At 43.3% G+C, this 16,763-nt stretch carries 17 protein-coding genes and 1 riboswitch; of the genes, 3 read left to right on the top strand and 14 right to left on the bottom strand.

Annotated elements, in window-relative coordinates:
- The 8 genes from fabF to M1F97_RS00125 form a co-directional block, all read right to left on the bottom strand.
- Positions 1-1,236 carry a beta-ketoacyl-ACP synthase II gene (gene fabF, locus M1F97_RS00160; RefSeq protein WP_247943801.1) on the bottom strand — a complete coding sequence of 412 codons (1,236 nt, stop codon included), beginning with the start codon at positions 1,234-1,236 and terminating at the stop codon, positions 1-3.
- 28 nt (positions 1,237-1,264) lie between these two features.
- The gene (gene fabG, locus M1F97_RS00155) at positions 1,265-1,996 is read right to left on the bottom strand and encodes a 3-oxoacyl-[acyl-carrier-protein] reductase (protein ID WP_247943800.1); all 732 of its coding nucleotides are present in this window, start codon (positions 1,994-1,996) and stop codon (positions 1,265-1,267) included.
- A 45-nt stretch (positions 1,997-2,041) separates the two neighbouring features.
- A complete protein-coding gene (gene fabD, locus M1F97_RS00150; protein WP_247943799.1) occupies positions 2,042-2,962 on the bottom strand; it encodes an ACP S-malonyltransferase in 921 nt (306 codons plus the stop codon).
- Positions 2,955-3,929: an enoyl-[acyl-carrier-protein] reductase FabK gene (gene fabK / locus M1F97_RS00145; RefSeq protein WP_125827468.1), complete on the bottom strand. Its 975-nt coding sequence runs from the start codon at positions 3,927-3,929 to the stop codon at positions 2,955-2,957. Before fabK ends, fabD begins: the two co-directional genes overlap by 8 nt.
- Before the next feature lie 117 nt (positions 3,930-4,046).
- Complete coding sequence (locus M1F97_RS00140; protein ID WP_000257840.1) at positions 4,047-4,271, bottom strand: acyl carrier protein; 225 nt, start codon at positions 4,269-4,271, stop codon at positions 4,047-4,049.
- A 57-nt stretch (positions 4,272-4,328) separates the two neighbouring features.
- Positions 4,329-5,303, bottom strand: a complete 975-nt coding sequence (locus tag M1F97_RS00135) for a beta-ketoacyl-ACP synthase III (RefSeq protein WP_247943798.1) — start codon at positions 5,301-5,303, stop codon at positions 4,329-4,331.
- Entirely contained in the window at positions 5,303-5,737 is a 435-nt protein-coding gene (gene fabT / locus M1F97_RS00130; RefSeq protein ID WP_247943797.1) for a fatty acid biosynthesis transcriptional regulator FabT, read from the bottom strand. Before fabT ends, M1F97_RS00135 begins: the two co-directional genes overlap by 1 nt.
- A 90-nt stretch (positions 5,738-5,827) precedes the next feature.
- Positions 5,828-6,613 carry an enoyl-CoA hydratase gene (locus tag M1F97_RS00125; RefSeq protein WP_093586704.1) on the bottom strand — a complete coding sequence of 262 codons (786 nt, stop codon included), beginning with the start codon at positions 6,611-6,613 and terminating at the stop codon, positions 5,828-5,830.
- A 202-nt stretch (positions 6,614-6,815) separates the two neighbouring features.
- Here M1F97_RS00125 and M1F97_RS00120 point away from each other — a divergent pair, with 202 nt between their 5' ends.
- From M1F97_RS00120 to serS, 3 genes are all read left to right on the top strand, one after another.
- Positions 6,816-8,180 (top strand): aspartate kinase, encoded by a 1,365-nt coding sequence (locus M1F97_RS00120; RefSeq protein WP_247943796.1) that lies wholly within the window; start codon positions 6,816-6,818, stop codon positions 8,178-8,180.
- Positions 8,181-8,182: 2 nt separating this feature from the next.
- Positions 8,183-8,554, top strand: a complete 372-nt coding sequence (locus M1F97_RS00115; protein ID WP_125844709.1) for a DUF956 family protein — start codon at positions 8,183-8,185, stop codon at positions 8,552-8,554.
- A gap of 213 nt (positions 8,555-8,767) precedes the next feature.
- Positions 8,768-10,042 (top strand): serine--tRNA ligase, encoded by a 1,275-nt coding sequence (gene serS / locus M1F97_RS00110; RefSeq protein WP_247943795.1) that lies wholly within the window; start codon positions 8,768-8,770, stop codon positions 10,040-10,042.
- 23 nt (positions 10,043-10,065) lie between these two features.
- On the opposite strand, the gene M1F97_RS00105 is transcribed toward serS, so the two are convergent.
- The 6 genes from M1F97_RS00105 to zapA all read right to left on the bottom strand — a co-directional run bounded on the left by M1F97_RS00105 (position 10,066) and on the right by zapA (position 16,718).
- Positions 10,066-10,965 carry a TDT family transporter gene (locus tag M1F97_RS00105; RefSeq protein WP_247943794.1) on the bottom strand — a complete coding sequence of 300 codons (900 nt, stop codon included), beginning with the start codon at positions 10,963-10,965 and terminating at the stop codon, positions 10,066-10,068.
- A 110-nt stretch (positions 10,966-11,075) separates the two neighbouring features.
- On the bottom strand, positions 11,076-11,624 hold the full coding sequence (locus M1F97_RS00100) for a carboxymuconolactone decarboxylase family protein (protein WP_049544835.1): 549 nt from the start codon (positions 11,622-11,624) through the stop codon (positions 11,076-11,078).
- Between the two features lie 130 nt (positions 11,625-11,754).
- Positions 11,755-13,077: an alanine/glycine:cation symporter family protein gene (locus tag M1F97_RS00095; RefSeq protein ID WP_000891446.1), complete on the bottom strand. Its 1,323-nt coding sequence runs from the start codon at positions 13,075-13,077 to the stop codon at positions 11,755-11,757.
- 88 nt (positions 13,078-13,165) lie between these two features.
- Positions 13,166-13,254, bottom strand: a riboswitch (glycine riboswitch).
- Positions 13,255-13,422: 168 nt separating this feature from the next.
- Positions 13,423-15,759: an endonuclease MutS2 gene (locus tag M1F97_RS00090; protein WP_247943793.1), complete on the bottom strand. Its 2,337-nt coding sequence runs from the start codon at positions 15,757-15,759 to the stop codon at positions 13,423-13,425.
- A gap of 111 nt (positions 15,760-15,870) precedes the next feature.
- On the bottom strand, positions 15,871-16,419 hold the full coding sequence (locus M1F97_RS00085; RefSeq protein ID WP_247943792.1) for a CvpA family protein: 549 nt from the start codon (positions 16,417-16,419) through the stop codon (positions 15,871-15,873).
- Positions 16,416-16,718, bottom strand: coding sequence for a cell division protein ZapA (gene zapA, locus M1F97_RS00080; RefSeq protein WP_125848905.1), 303 nt, complete (start codon positions 16,716-16,718; stop codon positions 16,416-16,418). The genes M1F97_RS00085 and zapA overlap by 4 nt, the downstream gene beginning before the upstream one ends.
- Positions 16,719-16,763 lie beyond the last annotated feature (45 nt).

Below are 16,763 nucleotides of genomic sequence, written 5' to 3'. Positions count from 1 at the left end.
TTATTTATTCTCCCAACGTTTGAAAGCAAGAACCGCATTGTGTCCACCAAAACCAAAAGTGTTTGAAATAGCATAAGGGATTTCTTGCTCCAAGCCTTGTCCATAAACGACATTCGCTTCGATATAGTCTGACAATTCACTTGTTCCAGCTGTTTTTGGCACGAAGTTATGGCGCATGGCTTCGATTGTAGCGATGGCTTCTACCGCTCCTGCAGCCCCAAGCAAGTGTCCTGTAAAGGACTTGGTTGAAGATACAGGTACTTCTTTACCAAGAACAGCTACGATTGCGCCACTTTCTCCTTTTTCATTAGCAGGAGTTGAAGTTCCATGGGCATTTACATAAGCCACTTGCTCTGGAGAAATTTCTGCTTCTTCCAAAGCCAGTTTAATAGCCTTAATCGCGCCTTGGCCTTCTGGATGTGGGGAAGTCATGTGGTAAGCATCACAGGTATTTCCATAACCAACCACTTCAGCTAAGATAGTCGCACCACGTTTTTCAGCGTGTTCCAGACTCTCAAGAACCAGCATTCCAGAACCTTCTCCCATGACAAAGCCGTTACGGTCTTTATCAAATGGAATAGAAGCACGGGTAGGATCTTCTGTCGTAGAAAGAGCTGTCAAAGCTTGGAAACCGGCAATGGCAAATGGAGTGATAGAAGCTTCTGATCCACCAACTAACATGACATCTTGGAAACCAAACTTGATAGAGCGGAAGGCATCCCCAATGGCATCATTTGATGAGGCACAGGCTGTATTGATTGATTTACAGATACCGTTTGCTCCGAAACACATAGCAACATTTCCTGAAGCCATATTTGGTAAGGCTTTTGGAAGTGTCATTGGTTTAACGCGTTTTGGACCTTTTTCATGAAGACGGATAATCTGATCTTCGATTTCTTTAATTCCCCCAATACCAGAAGCCACGATGACACCAAAGCGATCTTTATCGATTGCTTCTACATCAAGATTTGCATTTGTCACCGCTTCTTGAGCCGCATACAAGGCATACAAAGAATAGTTGTCAAAACGGTTGGTATCTTTTTTGACAAAGTATTTATCAAATGGGAAATCTTGGACTTCTGCTGCATTGTGCACAGCAAATTCGCTGTGGTCAAACTTAGTGATTTCTCCAATTCCAATTTTCCCAGTTTGCAAACTGTTCCAAAATTCTTCTGGAGTATTTCCGATAGGAGAGGTCAATCCGTAACCTGTTACTACAACTCGATTTAGTTTCATCTGTCTTACCTATATCTTTCCTTATTTTTTACATGCTAAGTCCGCCATCAACAGCGAGAACTTGTCCAGTCAAATAATCCTGTCCAGCCAGGAACACTGTAGCATCTGCGATATGTTCTGCTTGTCCAAAATGTTTCATTGGGATTTGAGCCAATGTCGCTTCCTTGACCTTATCAGACAAAACAGCAGTCATATCCGATTCGATCATCCCTGGTGCAAGAGCATTTACGCGTACATTGCGATTGGCAACTTCACGTGCTACTGACTTGGTAAAACCAATCAAACCAGCCTTGGAAGCCGCATAGTTGGCTTGTCCGATATTTCCCATCAGACCAACCACACTGGACATGTTGATAATTGCTCCTTCACGCGCCTTGATCATCTGTTTCAAGACTGCTTGAGTCATGTTAAAGGCACCTGTCAAGTTGATCTTAATCACTTTTTCAAAGTCTTCTTCGGTCATCTTGAGCATAAGCGTATCTTGAGTGATCCCAGCATTGTTGACCAAGACATCAACAGAACCGAGTTCTGCAATTGCTTGATCTACCATACGTTTAGCATCTGCAAAGTCTGAAACATCACCTGAGATTGGGACCACCTTGACACCGTAGTTTGAAAACTCAGTCAGCAATTCTTCTGAGATTGCTCCGCGGCTATTCAAGACTACATTAGCACCTAGTTGGGCAAATTTGTGAGCAATGGCAAGTCCGATACCACGACTTGAACCTGTTACAAAGACATTTTTGTTTGTAAGTTGCATTCTATTTCTCCTATTTCCTGTTGTATTTTGTGGGAGAAGGGATCATTAGTTTCCTAACAAAGCATCCAAGCTTGCTTGGTCTTCAACGTTAGCTAGCTGAGCTGTTTTATCGATTTTTTTGACAAAGCCTGATAGGACCTTACCAGGACCAATTTCAATAAAGTTGGTTACCCCAGCATCCTGCATCACAGCAATACTTTCATAAAAACGAACAGGTTCTTTTACCTGACGCGTCAAAAGCTCTTGGATTCGATCTTTTTCCATAACAGCAGCTTCCGTATTGCCGACTAGCGGGCAAGTAAAGTCAGAGAAACTCACTCCCTCAAGAGCTCCAGCTAGTTGCTGACTGGCTGGCTCAAGAAGGGCTGTATGGAAAGGACCAGATACATTTAAAGGAATCAATCGTTTTGCTCCTGCTTCCTGCAAGAGTTCAACTGCGCGGTCAACCGCAGCCACCTCACCACCGATAACGATTTGGCTTGGGGTGTTGTAGTTAGCTGGAGTCACTACTCCAACTTTAGAGGCTGTTTCACAAGCTTCCTCAATCACTTCAACTGGAGTATTAAGAACGGCAACCATCTTACCAGAGCCTGCAGGTGCAGCTTCTTCCATATAAGCACCACGCTTAGCAACCAAAGCAACTGCATCCTCAAAGTCCAAGGCACCACTTGCTACAAGAGCAGAATATTCCCCAAGAGACAATCCTGCTACCATATCTGGCTGGCAGCCCTTTTCTTTCAATAGTCGGTAAATAGCAACCGAAGTCGCTAAAATAGCTGGTTGCGTATAGCGAGTCTGGTTTAACTTGGCTTCTTCCTTATCAATCAAATCACGAAGGTCATAACCCAAAACCTGACTGGCTTGGTCAATTGTTTCCTTGACGATAGGATAGCGATCATAGAGATCACGCCCCATCCCTAGATACTGAGCACCTTGACCGGCAAATAGAAAGGCTGTTTTAGTCATTTCTTACAACTCCTGCCCAACGAGAGGCTTCTTCTTGAATTTTCTTGGCTGCGCCATAATATAGATCTTTTAGGATTTCTTCGACAGTTTCCTCTTTAGAAACCAAACCAGCGATCTGACCTGCCATGACGGATCCACCTTCTACATCTCCATGAACAACGGCTTTAGCAAGAGCACCAGCTCCCATTTGTTCAAAGATTTCCAAGTCTGGATTTTCTTGTTTAAAGGCATCTTTTTCAGCCTGCTCAAAGTCACGTGTCAACTGATTTTTAATGGCGCGAACAGCATGTCCAAAATGTTGAGCTGAAATAGTCGTATCGATATCACGCGCTTTTAAGATTTTTTCCTTGTATTTTGGGTGGGCGTTAGATTCCTTAGCTACTACGAAACGCGTACCAACTTGAACGGCCTCTGCACCAAGCATAAAGCCTGCAGCGACACCTTCACCGTCCGCAATTCCTCCAGCTGCGATAACTGGAATTGAAACAGCTGCAGCAACTTGGCGTACCAAGGTCATGGTTGTCAACTTACCGATGTGTCCACCGGCTTCCATTCCTTCTGCAATAACTGCATCTGCACCAATTTTTTCCATACGTTTTGCCAAAGCAACACTTGGAACAACAGGAATCACTGTAATTCCTGCATCATGGAAACGAGCCATATATTTACTTGGGTTTCCTGCACCAGTTGTAACCACCTTGACCCCTTCTTCAATCACGAGATCAACGATGTCTTCTACAAAAGGTGACAAGAGCATGATGTTGACACCAAAAGGTTTGTCCGTAAGTGATTTGATTTTATCGATATTAGCCTTTACGACCTCTTTAGGTGCATTTCCACCACCGATGATCCCTAGACCACCAGCTTTTGATACCGCACCAGCCAAGTCACCATCCGCAACCCAGGCCATTCCTCCTTGAAAAATAGGATAATCAATGTTCAATAATTCTGTAATACGTGTTTTCATAGTGCCTCCATCATTCCTTGCTTACGTAATAGTTCGATGAGCTTATCGTTTGAGTTTCAAACTATTACCTAAACAAGAGGGAGTGGGTTTCCCCTACTCCTTCTAGTAATATGTTAATTATTTTGTTTGCTCTTCAACGTAGGCAACCAAGTCACCAACTGTTTTCAAGTTATCTTCTGCTTCGATTTGAATATCAAAAGCATCTTCAATTTCAGAGATTACTTGGAACAAGTCCAATGAATCTGCATCCAAATCATCAAAAGTAGATTCAAGTGTTACTTCTGATGCGTCTTTCCCAAGTTCTTCAACGATAATTTCTTGTACTTTTTCAAATACTGCCATGATAGGACTCCTTTAAAATATAAAAAATTTATAACTATGTGTTTACCACATGATTACCTAGATTGTAAGAATGAGTGTGCCCCATGTCAAACCTCCACCGAAGCCTGATAGGAGAATCGTCTGGCTACCATCTAAACGAATCTTGCCATTCTCCACACACTCTGAGAGCAAAATCGGGATACTTGCTGCACTGGTATTTCCATACTTCATCATATTGGCAGGAAGCTTGTCTCGGTCTACACCGATCTTCTTAGCCATCTTATCCAAAATGCGGATATTTGCCTGATGAAGCAAGAGATAATCCAAGTCCGATGCTGCGATTGGACTATTTTCAATAGTCTCTTTGATTGATCTAGCAACATCTCGATTTGCAAAATCAAAAACTGCTCGTCCATCCATCTTCAAAAAAGCAGGAACTGCCTCTTGATCTGAGAAGGGCGAAGTCAGAGCCGTTTGACCATAGGTCAAACACTCGCTCCGAGAGCCATCCGTATAGAGACTTTCCACAAGGAAGTGACGTGTTTCGCTCACTTCCAAGAGAACCCCACCAGCACCATCCCCAAAGAGAACAGCTGTCGAACGATCTGACCAATCAACTGCCTTGGATAAGGTTTCAGCCCCGATAACAATCCCTTTCTTGAACTGTCCAGAGCTTAAAAACTTTTCAGCAGTTGAGAGAGCAAATACAAAGCCACTGCAAGCTGCCGTCAGATCAAAGGCAAAAGCTCTATGAGCTCCGATATTTGCCTGAACCCGAGCCGCCGTAGAAGGCATCATCGAGTCTGGGGTAATCGTCGCTACAATGATAAAATCAATCTGATCCGCTTTTATGCTCGCCTTAGCCAGCAAACTCTTGGCAACTTCTGTCGCCAAATCACTCGTTGACTCCGTTTTTGAAATATGTCTCTGTTTAATTCCTGTACGGCTTGAAATCCACTCATCGCTTGTATCCATGATTTGGGCCAAGTCTTGATTAGTGACCACTTGCTCTGGAACATAATGAGCAACCTGGCTTATTTTTGCAAAAGCCATTATTTCAAATCCTCCAAAAATTGATAAAGATTAGTCAAGCCCCTGCCCATCACTTCTATTTCTTCAGAACTCATGCCATCGATAATTTTCTCGACCATGGCCTTGTGGAAACGTTTATGAAGGCGGTGAACCAAACGACCTTTCTTTGTCAAATGCAGGTAGACCACACGACGATCCTGATCAGAACGAATGCGCTCAACATAACCTTTTCTTTCGAGATTATTCAAGCTGGTCGTAACAGTTCCAAGAGTGACCATCAGTTCTTTGGAAACCTTACTTGGTGTCACCTCTGGGAACTTGCCAATCACATCAATCGTGTGCATTTCTTTGATGGAGATGTCTTTGAAACGACTACCTCGTAAGCTAACCTCCTCAATCACAAGGACATTATTAAAAATAGATGTTAAATACTCATTCACTTGTTGGTAGTCCAAAGCATTCCCTCCTTCTCAAAAAAACTTTTGTATTCAAAACATTTGACACAAAAAGTATATCAAACTTCAAAGAATTGTGCAAGTATTTTTTTATTTTCCTGAAAATTTTGGTCGTCTTCTTTCAGAATGAGCTCGGACTCCTTCTTTAAAATCTTCAGTCAAAGACAAAGATTCTTGCAGTTTTAATTCCAATTCAGCATAATTCTGCCAATCCTTAAATTGGCTTTCCCAAACTAGCTTCTTAATGGCTGCATAGGAATTTGCTGAGCCTCGTCTTAATTTCTTCAGAACTTGTTCTCTTGTCTTTTCTAGCTTATCTGCCTCGCAGACACGGTATACCACGCCCCATTCCAGTGCTTTTTCCGCAGTCAAAGCTTCTCCTGTCATGGCAAGTTGCGCAGCTCGTGTTACCCCGATACTACGACTCAAGAGATGGATTCCACCAGCGTCTGGCGCCAATCCCACTCCAACAAAGGCTTGGATAAACTTAGCCTTATCAGTCGCCAAACAAAAATCGACTGCCACTGCCATATTGGCTGCAGCGCCAGCAACCGCTCCATCTACCTCCATCAAGACAGGTTTAGGAATTTGCTTGATTTTATATGAAATTGTATTGACTAATTCTGCAATCTTATTCAAAGAAGGAATGTCATCCTCATCCACTGCACGCTTCATCTCAACCAAATCTCCTCCAACTGAAAAGACCTTCCCATTAGCGTTAATCAAGATAAACTGAACAGCTTGATCCTGTTCTGCTAAGGTTAAAGCTTCTAAAATCTCCTCACACATTGGGATATGGAAACCATTTGCAACTTCGGGACGATTCAAAGTAATGATAGCAAGATCATCTAGGATCTGATATAGGATATGATTCATAGCTTCTCCTTTTATAAGGTGATAAAATTATTTCATTGCCAAAGTATACCTTTTTTTAGATAAAGAGGCAAGAGAAAACCAATCGAAAGTGTCTCGGCTGATCAAAACGCTCACTTTATCCTAAAGACTATACTATTTTCTTCATTGAAAAAAGCCCCTCTTTCTGCTATAATCGTATAAAATACTTACTTGAGGAGTCCCTATGAAGGTTGTAAAATTTGGCGGAAGCTCTCTTGCCTCTGCTAGTCAGTTAGAAAAAGTTTTAAACATCGTTAAAAGCGATAAAGAGCGCCGTTTTGTGGTCGTTTCTGCACCGGGTAAACGCAATTCTGAGGATACCAAGGTTACAGATGCCTTGATCAAATACTATCGTGACTATGTAGCGGGAAATGATATCAGCAAGAGCCAAAACTGGATCATCGATCGCTATGCGGCTATGGTGAGTGAACTAGGCTTAAAACCATCAGTTCTAGAAAAAATTTCTAAAAGCATCCGTGCCTTAGCGACTCTTCCCATTGAGGAAAATGACTTTCTCTATGATACCTTCCTAGCGGCTGGAGAAAACAACAACGCCAAACTTATTGCAGCCTACTTTAACCAAAACGGCATCGATGCGCGCTATGTTCACCCTAGAGAAGCGGGAATTATCGTAACAAGCGAACCTGGGAATGCTCGCATCATTCCATCTAGCTATGACAAGATTGAAGGCTTGGCTGACAGCAACGAAGTCCTTGTTATTCCTGGTTTCTTTGGGGTCACTAAGGAAAATCAAATCTGTACCTTCTCCCGTGGTGGATCCGACATAACTGGTTCCATCATCGCTGCCGGTGTCAAAGCCGACCTCTACGAAAACTTTACAGATGTCGATGGTATCTTTGCTGCCCATCCAGGTATCATTCACCAGCCTCATTCTATCCCTGAATTGACCTACCGTGAAATGCGTGAGTTGGCTTACGCTGGATTTTCAGTTCTTCATGATGAAGCTCTGCTCCCTGCCTACCGTGGGAAAATTCCTCTCGTTATCAAAAACACCAATAACCCTGACCATCCGGGTACTCGTATCATTCTAAAACATAGCAGTGATAAATTCCCAGTCGTTGGAATAGCTGGTGATTCTGGCTTTGTCAGCATCAACATGTCGAAATACCTCATGAACCGTGAAGTTGGATTTGGTCGTAAGGTTCTGCAAATTCTCGAAGATCTTAACATCGGATGGGAACACATGCCAACAGGTATCGACGATCTTTCGATCATTCTCCGCTCCCGTGAGTTGACTCCTATCAAAGAAGAAGAAATTCTGCGTCAGCTCGTTCAAAAGGCTGAAGTGGACCATGCCGAAATCGAACATGACCTTTCAATCATTATGATTGTCGGAGAAAAGATGAAGAGTCATATTGGGGTAACTGCTACTGCAACACGTGCTTTGTCTGAGAATAAAATCAACATCCAGATGATGTCCCAAGGTTCAAGCGAAGTTTCCATCATGTTTGTTGTCAATAAAGATCAAGAAAAGGCAGCTATCAAGGCTCTCTATCATGCCTTTTTCGATGAAAGTAAGGAAGACTAATCATGGCCCAATCTCTCAATAAAGTCATTGACCTGCAAACTACTGGGACATCTTACCTCTCTATCTCTGGAAAAGTTGGAAAATTTCTAGTTGGGGATCAAGCCTTAGAGTTTTATCCTGATGTTAACGTCGAACAATATATCCAAATTCCCTGGTCCAGCATTCAGCAAATCGGAGCCAACGTAAATGGCCGCAAAATCAGCCGTCACTTTGAAGTCTTCACTGATCAAGGTAAATTCCTCTTTGCCTCAAAAGACTCTGGGACTATCCTCAAAATCGCTCGGGAAAAATTAGGAAACGACAAGGTCGTGAAACTTCCGACTCTGCTCCAGACCATTGGACAAAAATTTAAAAATCTATTTGCAAAAAAGTAGAAACTTTAGTATAATCATAGCAACGGATAAGTAGGTTATCCTCTTCTTTCAGAAAGTCTGCGGGTGCTGCGAGCAGATAGGAGGGATAGGTGAAATTCTACCGTTATTCACAATTAAATACAGAATCAAGTGCACACCTGTGAAGTTGGATGGAACCGTGGCCCTGCCACTCCAACGCTTTGTTAGGTGTGCTTTTTTCATAAAGGAGTTCTTATGTTAGATATCAAACGTATTCGTACAGACTTTGATGCTGTCGCTGAAAAATTGGCTACACGTGGTGTAGATGCTGCAGTCTTGAACGAGATGAAAGAAATCGACGCTAAACGTCGTGACATCTTGGTCAAGGTCGAAAATCTCAAGGCAGAACGTAACACAGTTTCTGCAGAGATTGCTCAAGCCAAGCGCAATAAGGAAAATGCTGATGACAAGATTGCTGCTATGCAAGCTCTCTCTGCTGAAGTAAAATCTCTCGATGCTGAATTGGCAGAAATCGATGCTAAATTGACAGAATTTACCACTACTCTTCCAAACATCCCAGCTGACAGCGTTCCTGTTGGAGCTGATGAAGATGACAATGTGGAAGTTCGCCGTTGGGGAACTCCGCGCGAGTTTGACTTTGAACCAAAAGCTCACTGGGATCTGGGTGAAGACCTCGGTATCCTTGACTGGGAACGTGGTGGAAAAGTGACTGGTGCTCGTTTCCTTTTCTATAAAGGGCTTGGCGCTCGTTTGGAACGTGCCATCTATAACTTTATGTTGGATGAGCATGGCAAAGAGGGCTATACGGAAGTCATCACACCTTACATGGTTAACCACGATTCTATGTTTGGTACTGGTCAATATCCAAAATTCAAGGAAGATACTTTTGAACTCAGTGACACCAACTATGTCTTGATTCCGACCGCTGAAGTTCCTCTGACCAACTACTACCGTGATGAAATCCTTGACGGAAAAGACCTGCCAATCTACTTCACTGCTATGAGTCCATCTTTCCGTTCTGAAGCGGGTTCTGCTGGTCGTGATACACGTGGCTTGATCCGTCTGCACCAATTCCACAAGGTTGAAATGGTCAAATTTGCCAAACCAGAAGAATCTTATGAAGAATTGGAAAAAATGACAGCCAATGCTGAAAATATTCTTCAAAAACTTAACCTTCCGTACCGTGTGGTTGCGCTCTCTACTGGAGATATGGGCTTCTCAGCTGCCAAAACGTACGACTTGGAAGTTTGGATTCCAGCCCAAAATACCTACCGTGAAATCTCAAGCTGTTCAAATACAGAAGATTTCCAAGCTCGTCGTGCCCAAATCCGTTACCGTGATGAAGCCGATGGCAAGGTGAAGCTGCTTCATACCTTGAATGGTTCTGGACTTGCAGTTGGACGTACAGTAGCCGCTATTCTTGAAAACTATCAAAATGAAGATGGTTCTGTGACCATTCCTGAAGTTCTTCGTCCATACATGGGTGGTGCCGAACTTATCAAACCATAAAAAAAGGTTTAGCTAGATAATAGCTAGACCTTTTTTCGTAACCAAATTAGATAACCGCTCAAGACAAAGAGTAAAATAATCAGGCAAAGGAGGGTTTCCACAAACACTAGATAATCTAAGATAGGCAGTTTTACAATTCCTTGAGCTATTTTAAGCGATGTAGCTGTGATGATGGTTGGGAAGGTTAAGGCTGAGAAGGCTGGTTGAAAGCCTTGTTTTAAAATATTAGGCAAGCGAGTCAAAACGAAGATGAAAAACGACTGAGAGACAAGCATCAGCAGTAACAAGGCCCAGGTCGGAAGAGTAACTCCACCGATACGCACCAGAGCTGCTAAGAGCAAAGAAAAAGGAGCACAGTAGATTCCTTCTTGCCCTAGTAGGGCTGGAGTCAATGGTTTTTTCTTTAAATCACTGTAAATCAACGGATAGAGAAAACAAGTAGCTAGAAAGCCGAAAGTCACCGTTAGATAGGCAATCTGAATCAGACCAACGACTGGATAGGTCAAGGCTGCCACTGCTATTCCCACATAAAGTACTGTCCAGCTTGGTGTTGCACTGGCTCTTTCCTCCACTCCAACAAAGCGACGAGAAAAATAAGCGATCAAAGCGAGATCCAAAATAAAAGAAAACCACCACAAAAGCTGGGCTAGGATAGGCATAGACGGAACTAGTCGCAAGACATAGGTCGAGAAAATCATCCCAGCCATAGGAAAAGTGGCCATCCCAGATAAAAGAGGGGGCTTGGTCAATTCTTGCTTGGTTTCTTCCCAATTAAAAAGATGAAGAATCAGAAAGAAAATACACAAAATTAAACCAGTCAGACTCAATAAATGCGACAGAACAGGCCAAGTATCCGCAATCAAGTTTCCTGCACCTGCCAAACCTAACAAACAACCAGAAAATACCAAGGGGAGTTTTTTCATGGCAACCTCCGTTAATCATATTATTATCAGTATAGCATAAAAGCCTTTAAAATAGCACAGAAAAATGAAGACTGGGTAGATCAGCCTTCATTTTTTATTTAGGATTCGAACTAGGCATAGGGTTGTAATTCTGGGTTAATAGGCGTATTGGCTAGGTTGTTAGCATAGTTGCAAAGGCTGGCTAAGCTGACACCGAGAACCACATCCAAGGCATTTTGTTGCGTGTAGCCAGCTTCCAAAAATTCAGTCAAGGCTTCATCTCCCACACGCCCTTTGGTATTGATGACCGCCAAGGTAAACTTAGCTAGAGTATCTAGTTTTGGATCTGTCTCAATTGGAGTACGGTTGCGGAGGGCTTGAAGAAGATCATCATTCATCTGGATTTGTTTGATTGAAAAGGCTGTGTGACCTGCGACGCAGAAAGCACAACCATTGGTTACGGCAGCTGTGATTTGCACTACTTCGCGTTCCACTGGTGTCAGGCTATTGCGACGGTTGATGGCTCCGACAGTTCGGTAGGCTTCAAGCGCGGTAGGAGCATTAGCCAAGAGACCGATTAGGTTGGGAATATAGCCATTGTTATCTTTTTCTACTGTTTCAAGAACTTCTTTCACTTCTGCTGGTGCTGATTCTACTGTGTGGATGGTAAATGTTGTCATAAGAAACCTCTTTTCATTTTATTGTCATTTAGTCTATCATAGAATTTTCCACTTGGATAATATATATTTTCAATCGCCTTGATAAGAAATATCTATGAAATGAAAAAATCACACTAAAAGTGTGATTGGGTTAGTGTTTAAAATACTTTTTAGTCTCAGCAATGACGACTGGCGACAAGACTAAGAGGGCAATCAAGTTTGGTAAAGCCATCAGGGCATTGACGATGTCTGCGATAATCCAAACCATATCCAACTCGATAAATCCTCCCAACAAGACCATGAGTACAAAGACTACACGGTAAAGCCAGATAAAACGAACACCGAAGAGAAACTCGAAACAACGCTCTCCGTAATAGTTCCAACCGAGGATTGTCGTAAAGGCAAAGAGCACAAGGAAAATAGTCAAAAGAGCAGGACCAAAGTGTGAAAAAACTGTTGAAAAGGCTGACTGGGTCAAGGCAACACCATTTAAATCTCCGCTCCAAACACCAGTTACTAAGATTGTTAGACCTGTCAGAGTACAGATAATCAAAGTATCAATAAAGGTTCCTGTCATGGAAATCAAGCCTTGCTCTACAGGCTCATTAGTCTTAGCTGCAGCCGCTGCAATGGGAGCTGAACCAAGACCAGATTCGTTAGAAAAGACGCCACGCGCCACACCATTTTGGATAGCCATCCGAATGCTGGCACCTGCAAAACCACCCACCGCAGCAGCTGGACTAAAGGCTGAAGTAAAAATGAGGGCAAGTGTGGCCGGGATTTTCTCGATATTAAAGAGAATAACTGTAAGAGTTCCTAAAATATAGACAATAGCCATAAAAGGAACCACTGCTGTCGAAACTTTTGATATGGATTTGAGGCCACCAAAGACGGCAATCCCTACAAAAATGGATAAAATCAGAGCTGTGATAGCTGGATCAACTTGAGCCGTATTTTGAATGGATTCTGTAATCGAATTGACTTGGGTAAAGGTACCAATCCCTAGAAGGGCTACCAATACACCCGCTAGGGCAAAGAAGATTGCAAGGGGACGCCACTTTTCTCCCATTCCTAAAAGAATGTAGTGCATGGGCCCTCCAGCTACAGCCCCATTTGCATCTTTAGTGCGATACTTGATAGCCAGCAAACCTTCAGCATACTTGGTCGCCATCCCAAAGAAGGCCGCCATCCACATCCAAAAGAGGGCCCCTGGTCCTCCAACCTTAATGGCTGTCGCGACTCCGATGATATTTCCCGTACCAACGGTGGCAGCTAGAGCTGTACAAAGAGCTGCAAAGCTCGACACATCGCCATGTCCCTTGTCCTTGGTAAAAATCAACTGAAAGGCCTTAGGGAGACGAGCCACCTGCAAAAGGCCTAGTCGGATGGTCAAATAGATACCTGTCCCGACCAATAAGATTAAGAGGGGAGGTCCCCAAACGAAAGCATCAAGCGCTTTTAGCAATTCTAACATATCCTACTCCTATCTTTCAACCCCAAAAGAAAGAGCACATGCAAGATACATGTACTCTGGAATGCCTAGATAAATGCAAAAAACGCTCTATCTTAGCTCTGTCCTTTTACCTGAGAGTTTGAGCAGTTACCTGCCTTGCCCCTTCGGTGCCTTTACGGTCTCTCCAGAGTTCCGTCCATTTACAGTCATGGAAAACAAACCTTTCTCCACTTCTATTAAACTTCATTCGGTGTTGGTATTTTATTTTTTATTATTCTACAAGAAAAGTTAGCCTTTGTCAATGTTTTCTATGAAAATTTTTAGTTTTCATTGCTTTTTTTCAGAAAGAGCGAATCCTTCTTCTCTCTATCCTTTAAAGGTCACAATGGTTGCTCCACTGCCTCCAGCATTCTGTGGGGCATAGCCAAAACTCTTGACATGCTTGTTTCTTTGTAGGTATTTGGTGACGCCCTCACGAATGACACCTGTTCCGATACCATGGATGATATCGACTTGAGCCATATTATTAAGCAGGGCTTGGTCGATAAAGACATCCAGCTCATTCATAGCCTCTTCGTACCGTTTGCCTCGGAGATCCAGTCTGGCTTGCGGGCCACGGCCAGAAGCACGTTTGACGACATTAACTTGTTTTTTCTTGACTGGGGCTTCTTGCTGAGCCTGAACAAGGTCAAATTCTTTCTCTTCCAAGGTCATCTTGATCAAACCGACTTGGGCTTCCCAACGGCCGTCCTTAAGCTGATTGGTCAAGGTTCCACGTTGGCCATAACTGAGAACCACGATATCATCTCCAACCTTTGGAGCTCGTTTTTTCTTGGCTTTTTGAAGGACCTTGTTTTTAGACAAGTCGACTTTTTCAGGGGCCAGTTTTTTCAGCTCAGCCTTGGCTTCAATGATTTCATGGGGTTTGAGTTGAGACTTACTGTGGAGGTTCTTGAGAATCTGGTCACTCTCACTTAGCGCTAGTTCCACAATCTCAGCAGCTTGTTCACGCGCCTTGTTGAGCTCAATTTCCTTTTCACGATTGAGTTCGTTGTAGAGCTTTTTAAGAGCTCGGTTCATCTTAAGGTTTTCTTGCTCGACCTCACGGATATTGTCCAAGCGTTTACGGCTTTCCAATGTTTGTTCTTCCAATTGTTCTATGATGCGGTTGACATCATTATCTTGGTTGACCTGCTGACTGGCATCCCCGACGATGACATCTGACAAACCCAGGCGCTTAGCAATTTCAAAGGCATTGCTTCGACCAGGAACTCCCTGCATAAAGCGATAGGTCGGACGCAAGCTGGCTGTATCAAACTCCATGCTGGCATTTTGCACAAAGGCTGTCTCAATACCGTAGGCCTTGAGTTCTGGATAGTGGGTCGTCGCCATAGTCTTGACCTGACGTAGACGAAGATCCTCCAAAATGGCCATGGCAAGGGCTGCTCCTTCCTGCGGATCGGTACCTGCCCCGAGTTCATCTAGCAATAAGAGCGAGTGCTGGTTGACCTTGCCAAGAATATCTACGATATTGGTCATGTGGCTGGAGAAGGTAGACAGACTTTGTTCGATAGACTGCTCATCTCCAATATCTGCGAAGATTTCTTCGAAAATACCGACACGGCTTCCCTTGTCAGCTAAAATGGGCAAGCCTGACTGGGCTATGAGTTGGGTCAAGCCCAAGGTTTTGAGCATGATGGTCTTACCACCTGTATTGGGACCTGTAATGACAATGGCCGTTAATTCCTTACCGAAGTGTACATCGTTTGCGACAGCATTTTTAACCAAAGGATGGCGAACATGAAGGAGCTGAATCTCTTGATTCTCTGAAAGTTGAGGAACAACTGCTTGTCTTTCTTGGATGAAACGCACCTTGGCACGAATCAGATCCAGATGGCCGATGATCCACGCGTCATTAGCAATCTCAGCGGCATGAGGGCGGACGCGTTCTGAGAGATCCTGTAGGATACGAATCATCTCATAGCGTTCGTCTGCTCGCAAACTAGCGATTTCTTCGCTCAGTTTCACGACCTCACGTGGCTCGATATAGACCGTGTTTCCGCTGGCAGAGATGTCATGAACAACACCTGCAATCTTATTACGATAGGTATTCTTGACGGGTAAGACTTGACGACCATTTCTGCTAGCGATTATCCCTTCCGTCAACATCTGCGCTTTTTGTTTAAGTAAGTCTTGCAAGACATCTCGAACTTGACTCTCGCTATCATGGATTTTCCGACGGATGCGTGCTAGCTCTTCACTGGCAAAATTTTCGATAAATCCTGCATCATTTAGGGCTTGAAGACTCCCTTGCAAATGTGGAAAATCATGCAGTTTTTCAAACCATCTCGTCAGCTGCTCCAAGCGTACATTTTCAAGATTGGCATAAAAACCTTGCAACTCTCTGCTAGCAAGCAAGACCCGTTTGAGGAGCAGGAACTCCTCAATATTGAGGTCCGCCCCCATCTCCAGACGCTTGCAAACAGCTGAAATCTCACGTGTCGCTAGGATGGTAAAGTGAGGTTGCTCCACAAATAGGGCTTGCATTTCCTCCATCTCTGTAAAGGCTTGTTTGATCTTATCCACCTTGGCAGTTGGAGCCAAAGCTTTTAGCTCCTCTAGTCCCTGTTCTGTCAGGATATGAGGTTCAAACAAGGCTTTGATTTTATTAAATTCTAAGGTTTCTAGTATTTTTGCATTCATATTCTTTCCTTGTATGCTTGTTTACAAAGTTATAGTAACTAGAGGTTTTGGACTTACCTCGTCCTAGTCGTCAAATCTGTAAACAAAGGGCTAGGAAAAATCCCGCCCTTTTTATCCGATTAAATTTGTCACCCAGAGTTGTTTGATAAAGTTTGTAGTGAAAGGGACACTTTGGATGATGTGTTTGGCTACTATACTTTTTTCAAGTGAATTTTGAACAGCTGCCATAGGTACCGTTGCAAGGATGGTCAGAGCCATTTGCAAGACAAATAAGGTTACCAATAGCGACAATAGGCCTGCTCCGATACGAAACCATTTGACATCTAGCTTTTTAGTTGGAATCAAGTGTAGGAACAAACCGATAAAACGTCCGATAGTGTAACAAATTCCGAAAACTAGAAGGTAGGCAAGACCCGCATAAAAGACCTTATCTAGCTGAAAAAGTTGGGCTGAAGGGAAGAAAAAGGTACCCTGTCCTTCCTGAGGATTGGCATAAGGGACAAGCAAGTGAAGTTGATCTCCCAGCGATTTATAAAACTGACTAGCAACAAAGGCTGAAATCACTGCAACGAGAAAATAATAAACTTGCAACACCAAACCTCTACGGTAGCCGATGTAAAAACCCCAAGCTAGAACCAGTAAGAGAAGGATCGAAATCATAGGGAGTCCTCAATCTTGCTCTGTTCTTGTTTGACTGCCACTAGCTTATTTCGAAGGTCTTTAAGCTCCTGCTCCTTATCGTCAAACTCAATCTCACGACTAAGCTGCGTCGATAGGCTGTTAATCGCTAAAAGGAGGGCAACGGTTTCATCATCCGCCCCAGGCATTCGTTCCTTAATTGCTTGGTATTTTTCAGTCGCAACCTTGGCAATTTCCTCCATAAAGAGGTTGTCATGCTCGGTTGTCAAGGTTAATGTCTTTTTCCCGAATGTAAACTTATATCGATTTAGATTTGCCATAAAATTCACCTCACGATATTATACCAAATTTCGCTAACTTTGTCA

The organism is Streptococcus oralis, assembly GCF_023110435.1.
Classification (GTDB): Bacteria; Bacillota; Bacilli; order Lactobacillales; family Streptococcaceae; genus Streptococcus; species Streptococcus oralis_CF.
Note: the sequence above shows the minus strand (reverse complement) of the source record. Positions and strands in the feature narration are given on the sequence as shown.

What these genes read in the sequence shown, in the direction of transcription:
- M1F97_RS00090 (WP_247943793.1), bottom strand. Translation starts at nt 15,759, where the DNA reads ATGAATGCAAAAATACTAGAAACCTTAGAATTTAATAAAATCAAAGCC.
- M1F97_RS00105 (WP_247943794.1), bottom strand. Translation starts at nt 10,965, where the DNA reads ATGAAAAAACTCCCCTTGGTATTTTCTGGTTGTTTGTTAGGTTTGGCA.
- fabF (WP_247943801.1), bottom strand. Translation starts at nt 1,236, where the DNA reads ATGAAACTAAATCGAGTTGTAGTAACAGGTTACGGATTGACCTCTCCT.
- M1F97_RS00100 (WP_049544835.1), bottom strand. Translation starts at nt 11,624, where the DNA reads ATGACAACATTTACCATCCACACAGTAGAATCAGCACCAGCAGAAGTG.
- M1F97_RS00125 (WP_093586704.1), bottom strand. Translation starts at nt 6,613, where the DNA reads ATGAATCATATCCTATATCAGATCCTAGATGATCTTGCTATCATTACT.
- zapA (WP_125848905.1), bottom strand. Translation starts at nt 16,718, where the DNA reads ATGGCAAATCTAAATCGATATAAGTTTACATTCGGGAAAAAGACATTA.
- M1F97_RS00085 (WP_247943792.1), bottom strand. Translation starts at nt 16,419, where the DNA reads ATGATTTCGATCCTTCTCTTACTGGTTCTAGCTTGGGGTTTTTACATC.
- M1F97_RS00120 (WP_247943796.1), top strand. Translation starts at nt 6,816, where the DNA reads ATGAAGGTTGTAAAATTTGGCGGAAGCTCTCTTGCCTCTGCTAGTCAG.
- M1F97_RS00095 (WP_000891446.1), bottom strand. Translation starts at nt 13,077, where the DNA reads ATGTTAGAATTGCTAAAAGCGCTTGATGCTTTCGTTTGGGGACCTCCC.
- serS (WP_247943795.1), top strand. Translation starts at nt 8,768, where the DNA reads ATGTTAGATATCAAACGTATTCGTACAGACTTTGATGCTGTCGCTGAA.
- fabK (WP_125827468.1), bottom strand. Translation starts at nt 3,929, where the DNA reads ATGAAAACACGTATTACAGAATTATTGAACATTGATTATCCTATTTTT.
- M1F97_RS00140 (WP_000257840.1), bottom strand. Translation starts at nt 4,271, where the DNA reads ATGGCAGTATTTGAAAAAGTACAAGAAATTATCGTTGAAGAACTTGGG.
- fabD (WP_247943799.1), bottom strand. Translation starts at nt 2,962, where the DNA reads ATGACTAAAACAGCCTTTCTATTTGCCGGTCAAGGTGCTCAGTATCTA.
- M1F97_RS00115 (WP_125844709.1), top strand. Translation starts at nt 8,183, where the DNA reads ATGGCCCAATCTCTCAATAAAGTCATTGACCTGCAAACTACTGGGACA.
- fabG (WP_247943800.1), bottom strand. Translation starts at nt 1,996, where the DNA reads ATGCAACTTACAAACAAAAATGTCTTTGTAACAGGTTCAAGTCGTGGT.
- M1F97_RS00135 (WP_247943798.1), bottom strand. Translation starts at nt 5,303, where the DNA reads ATGGCTTTTGCAAAAATAAGCCAGGTTGCTCATTATGTTCCAGAGCAA.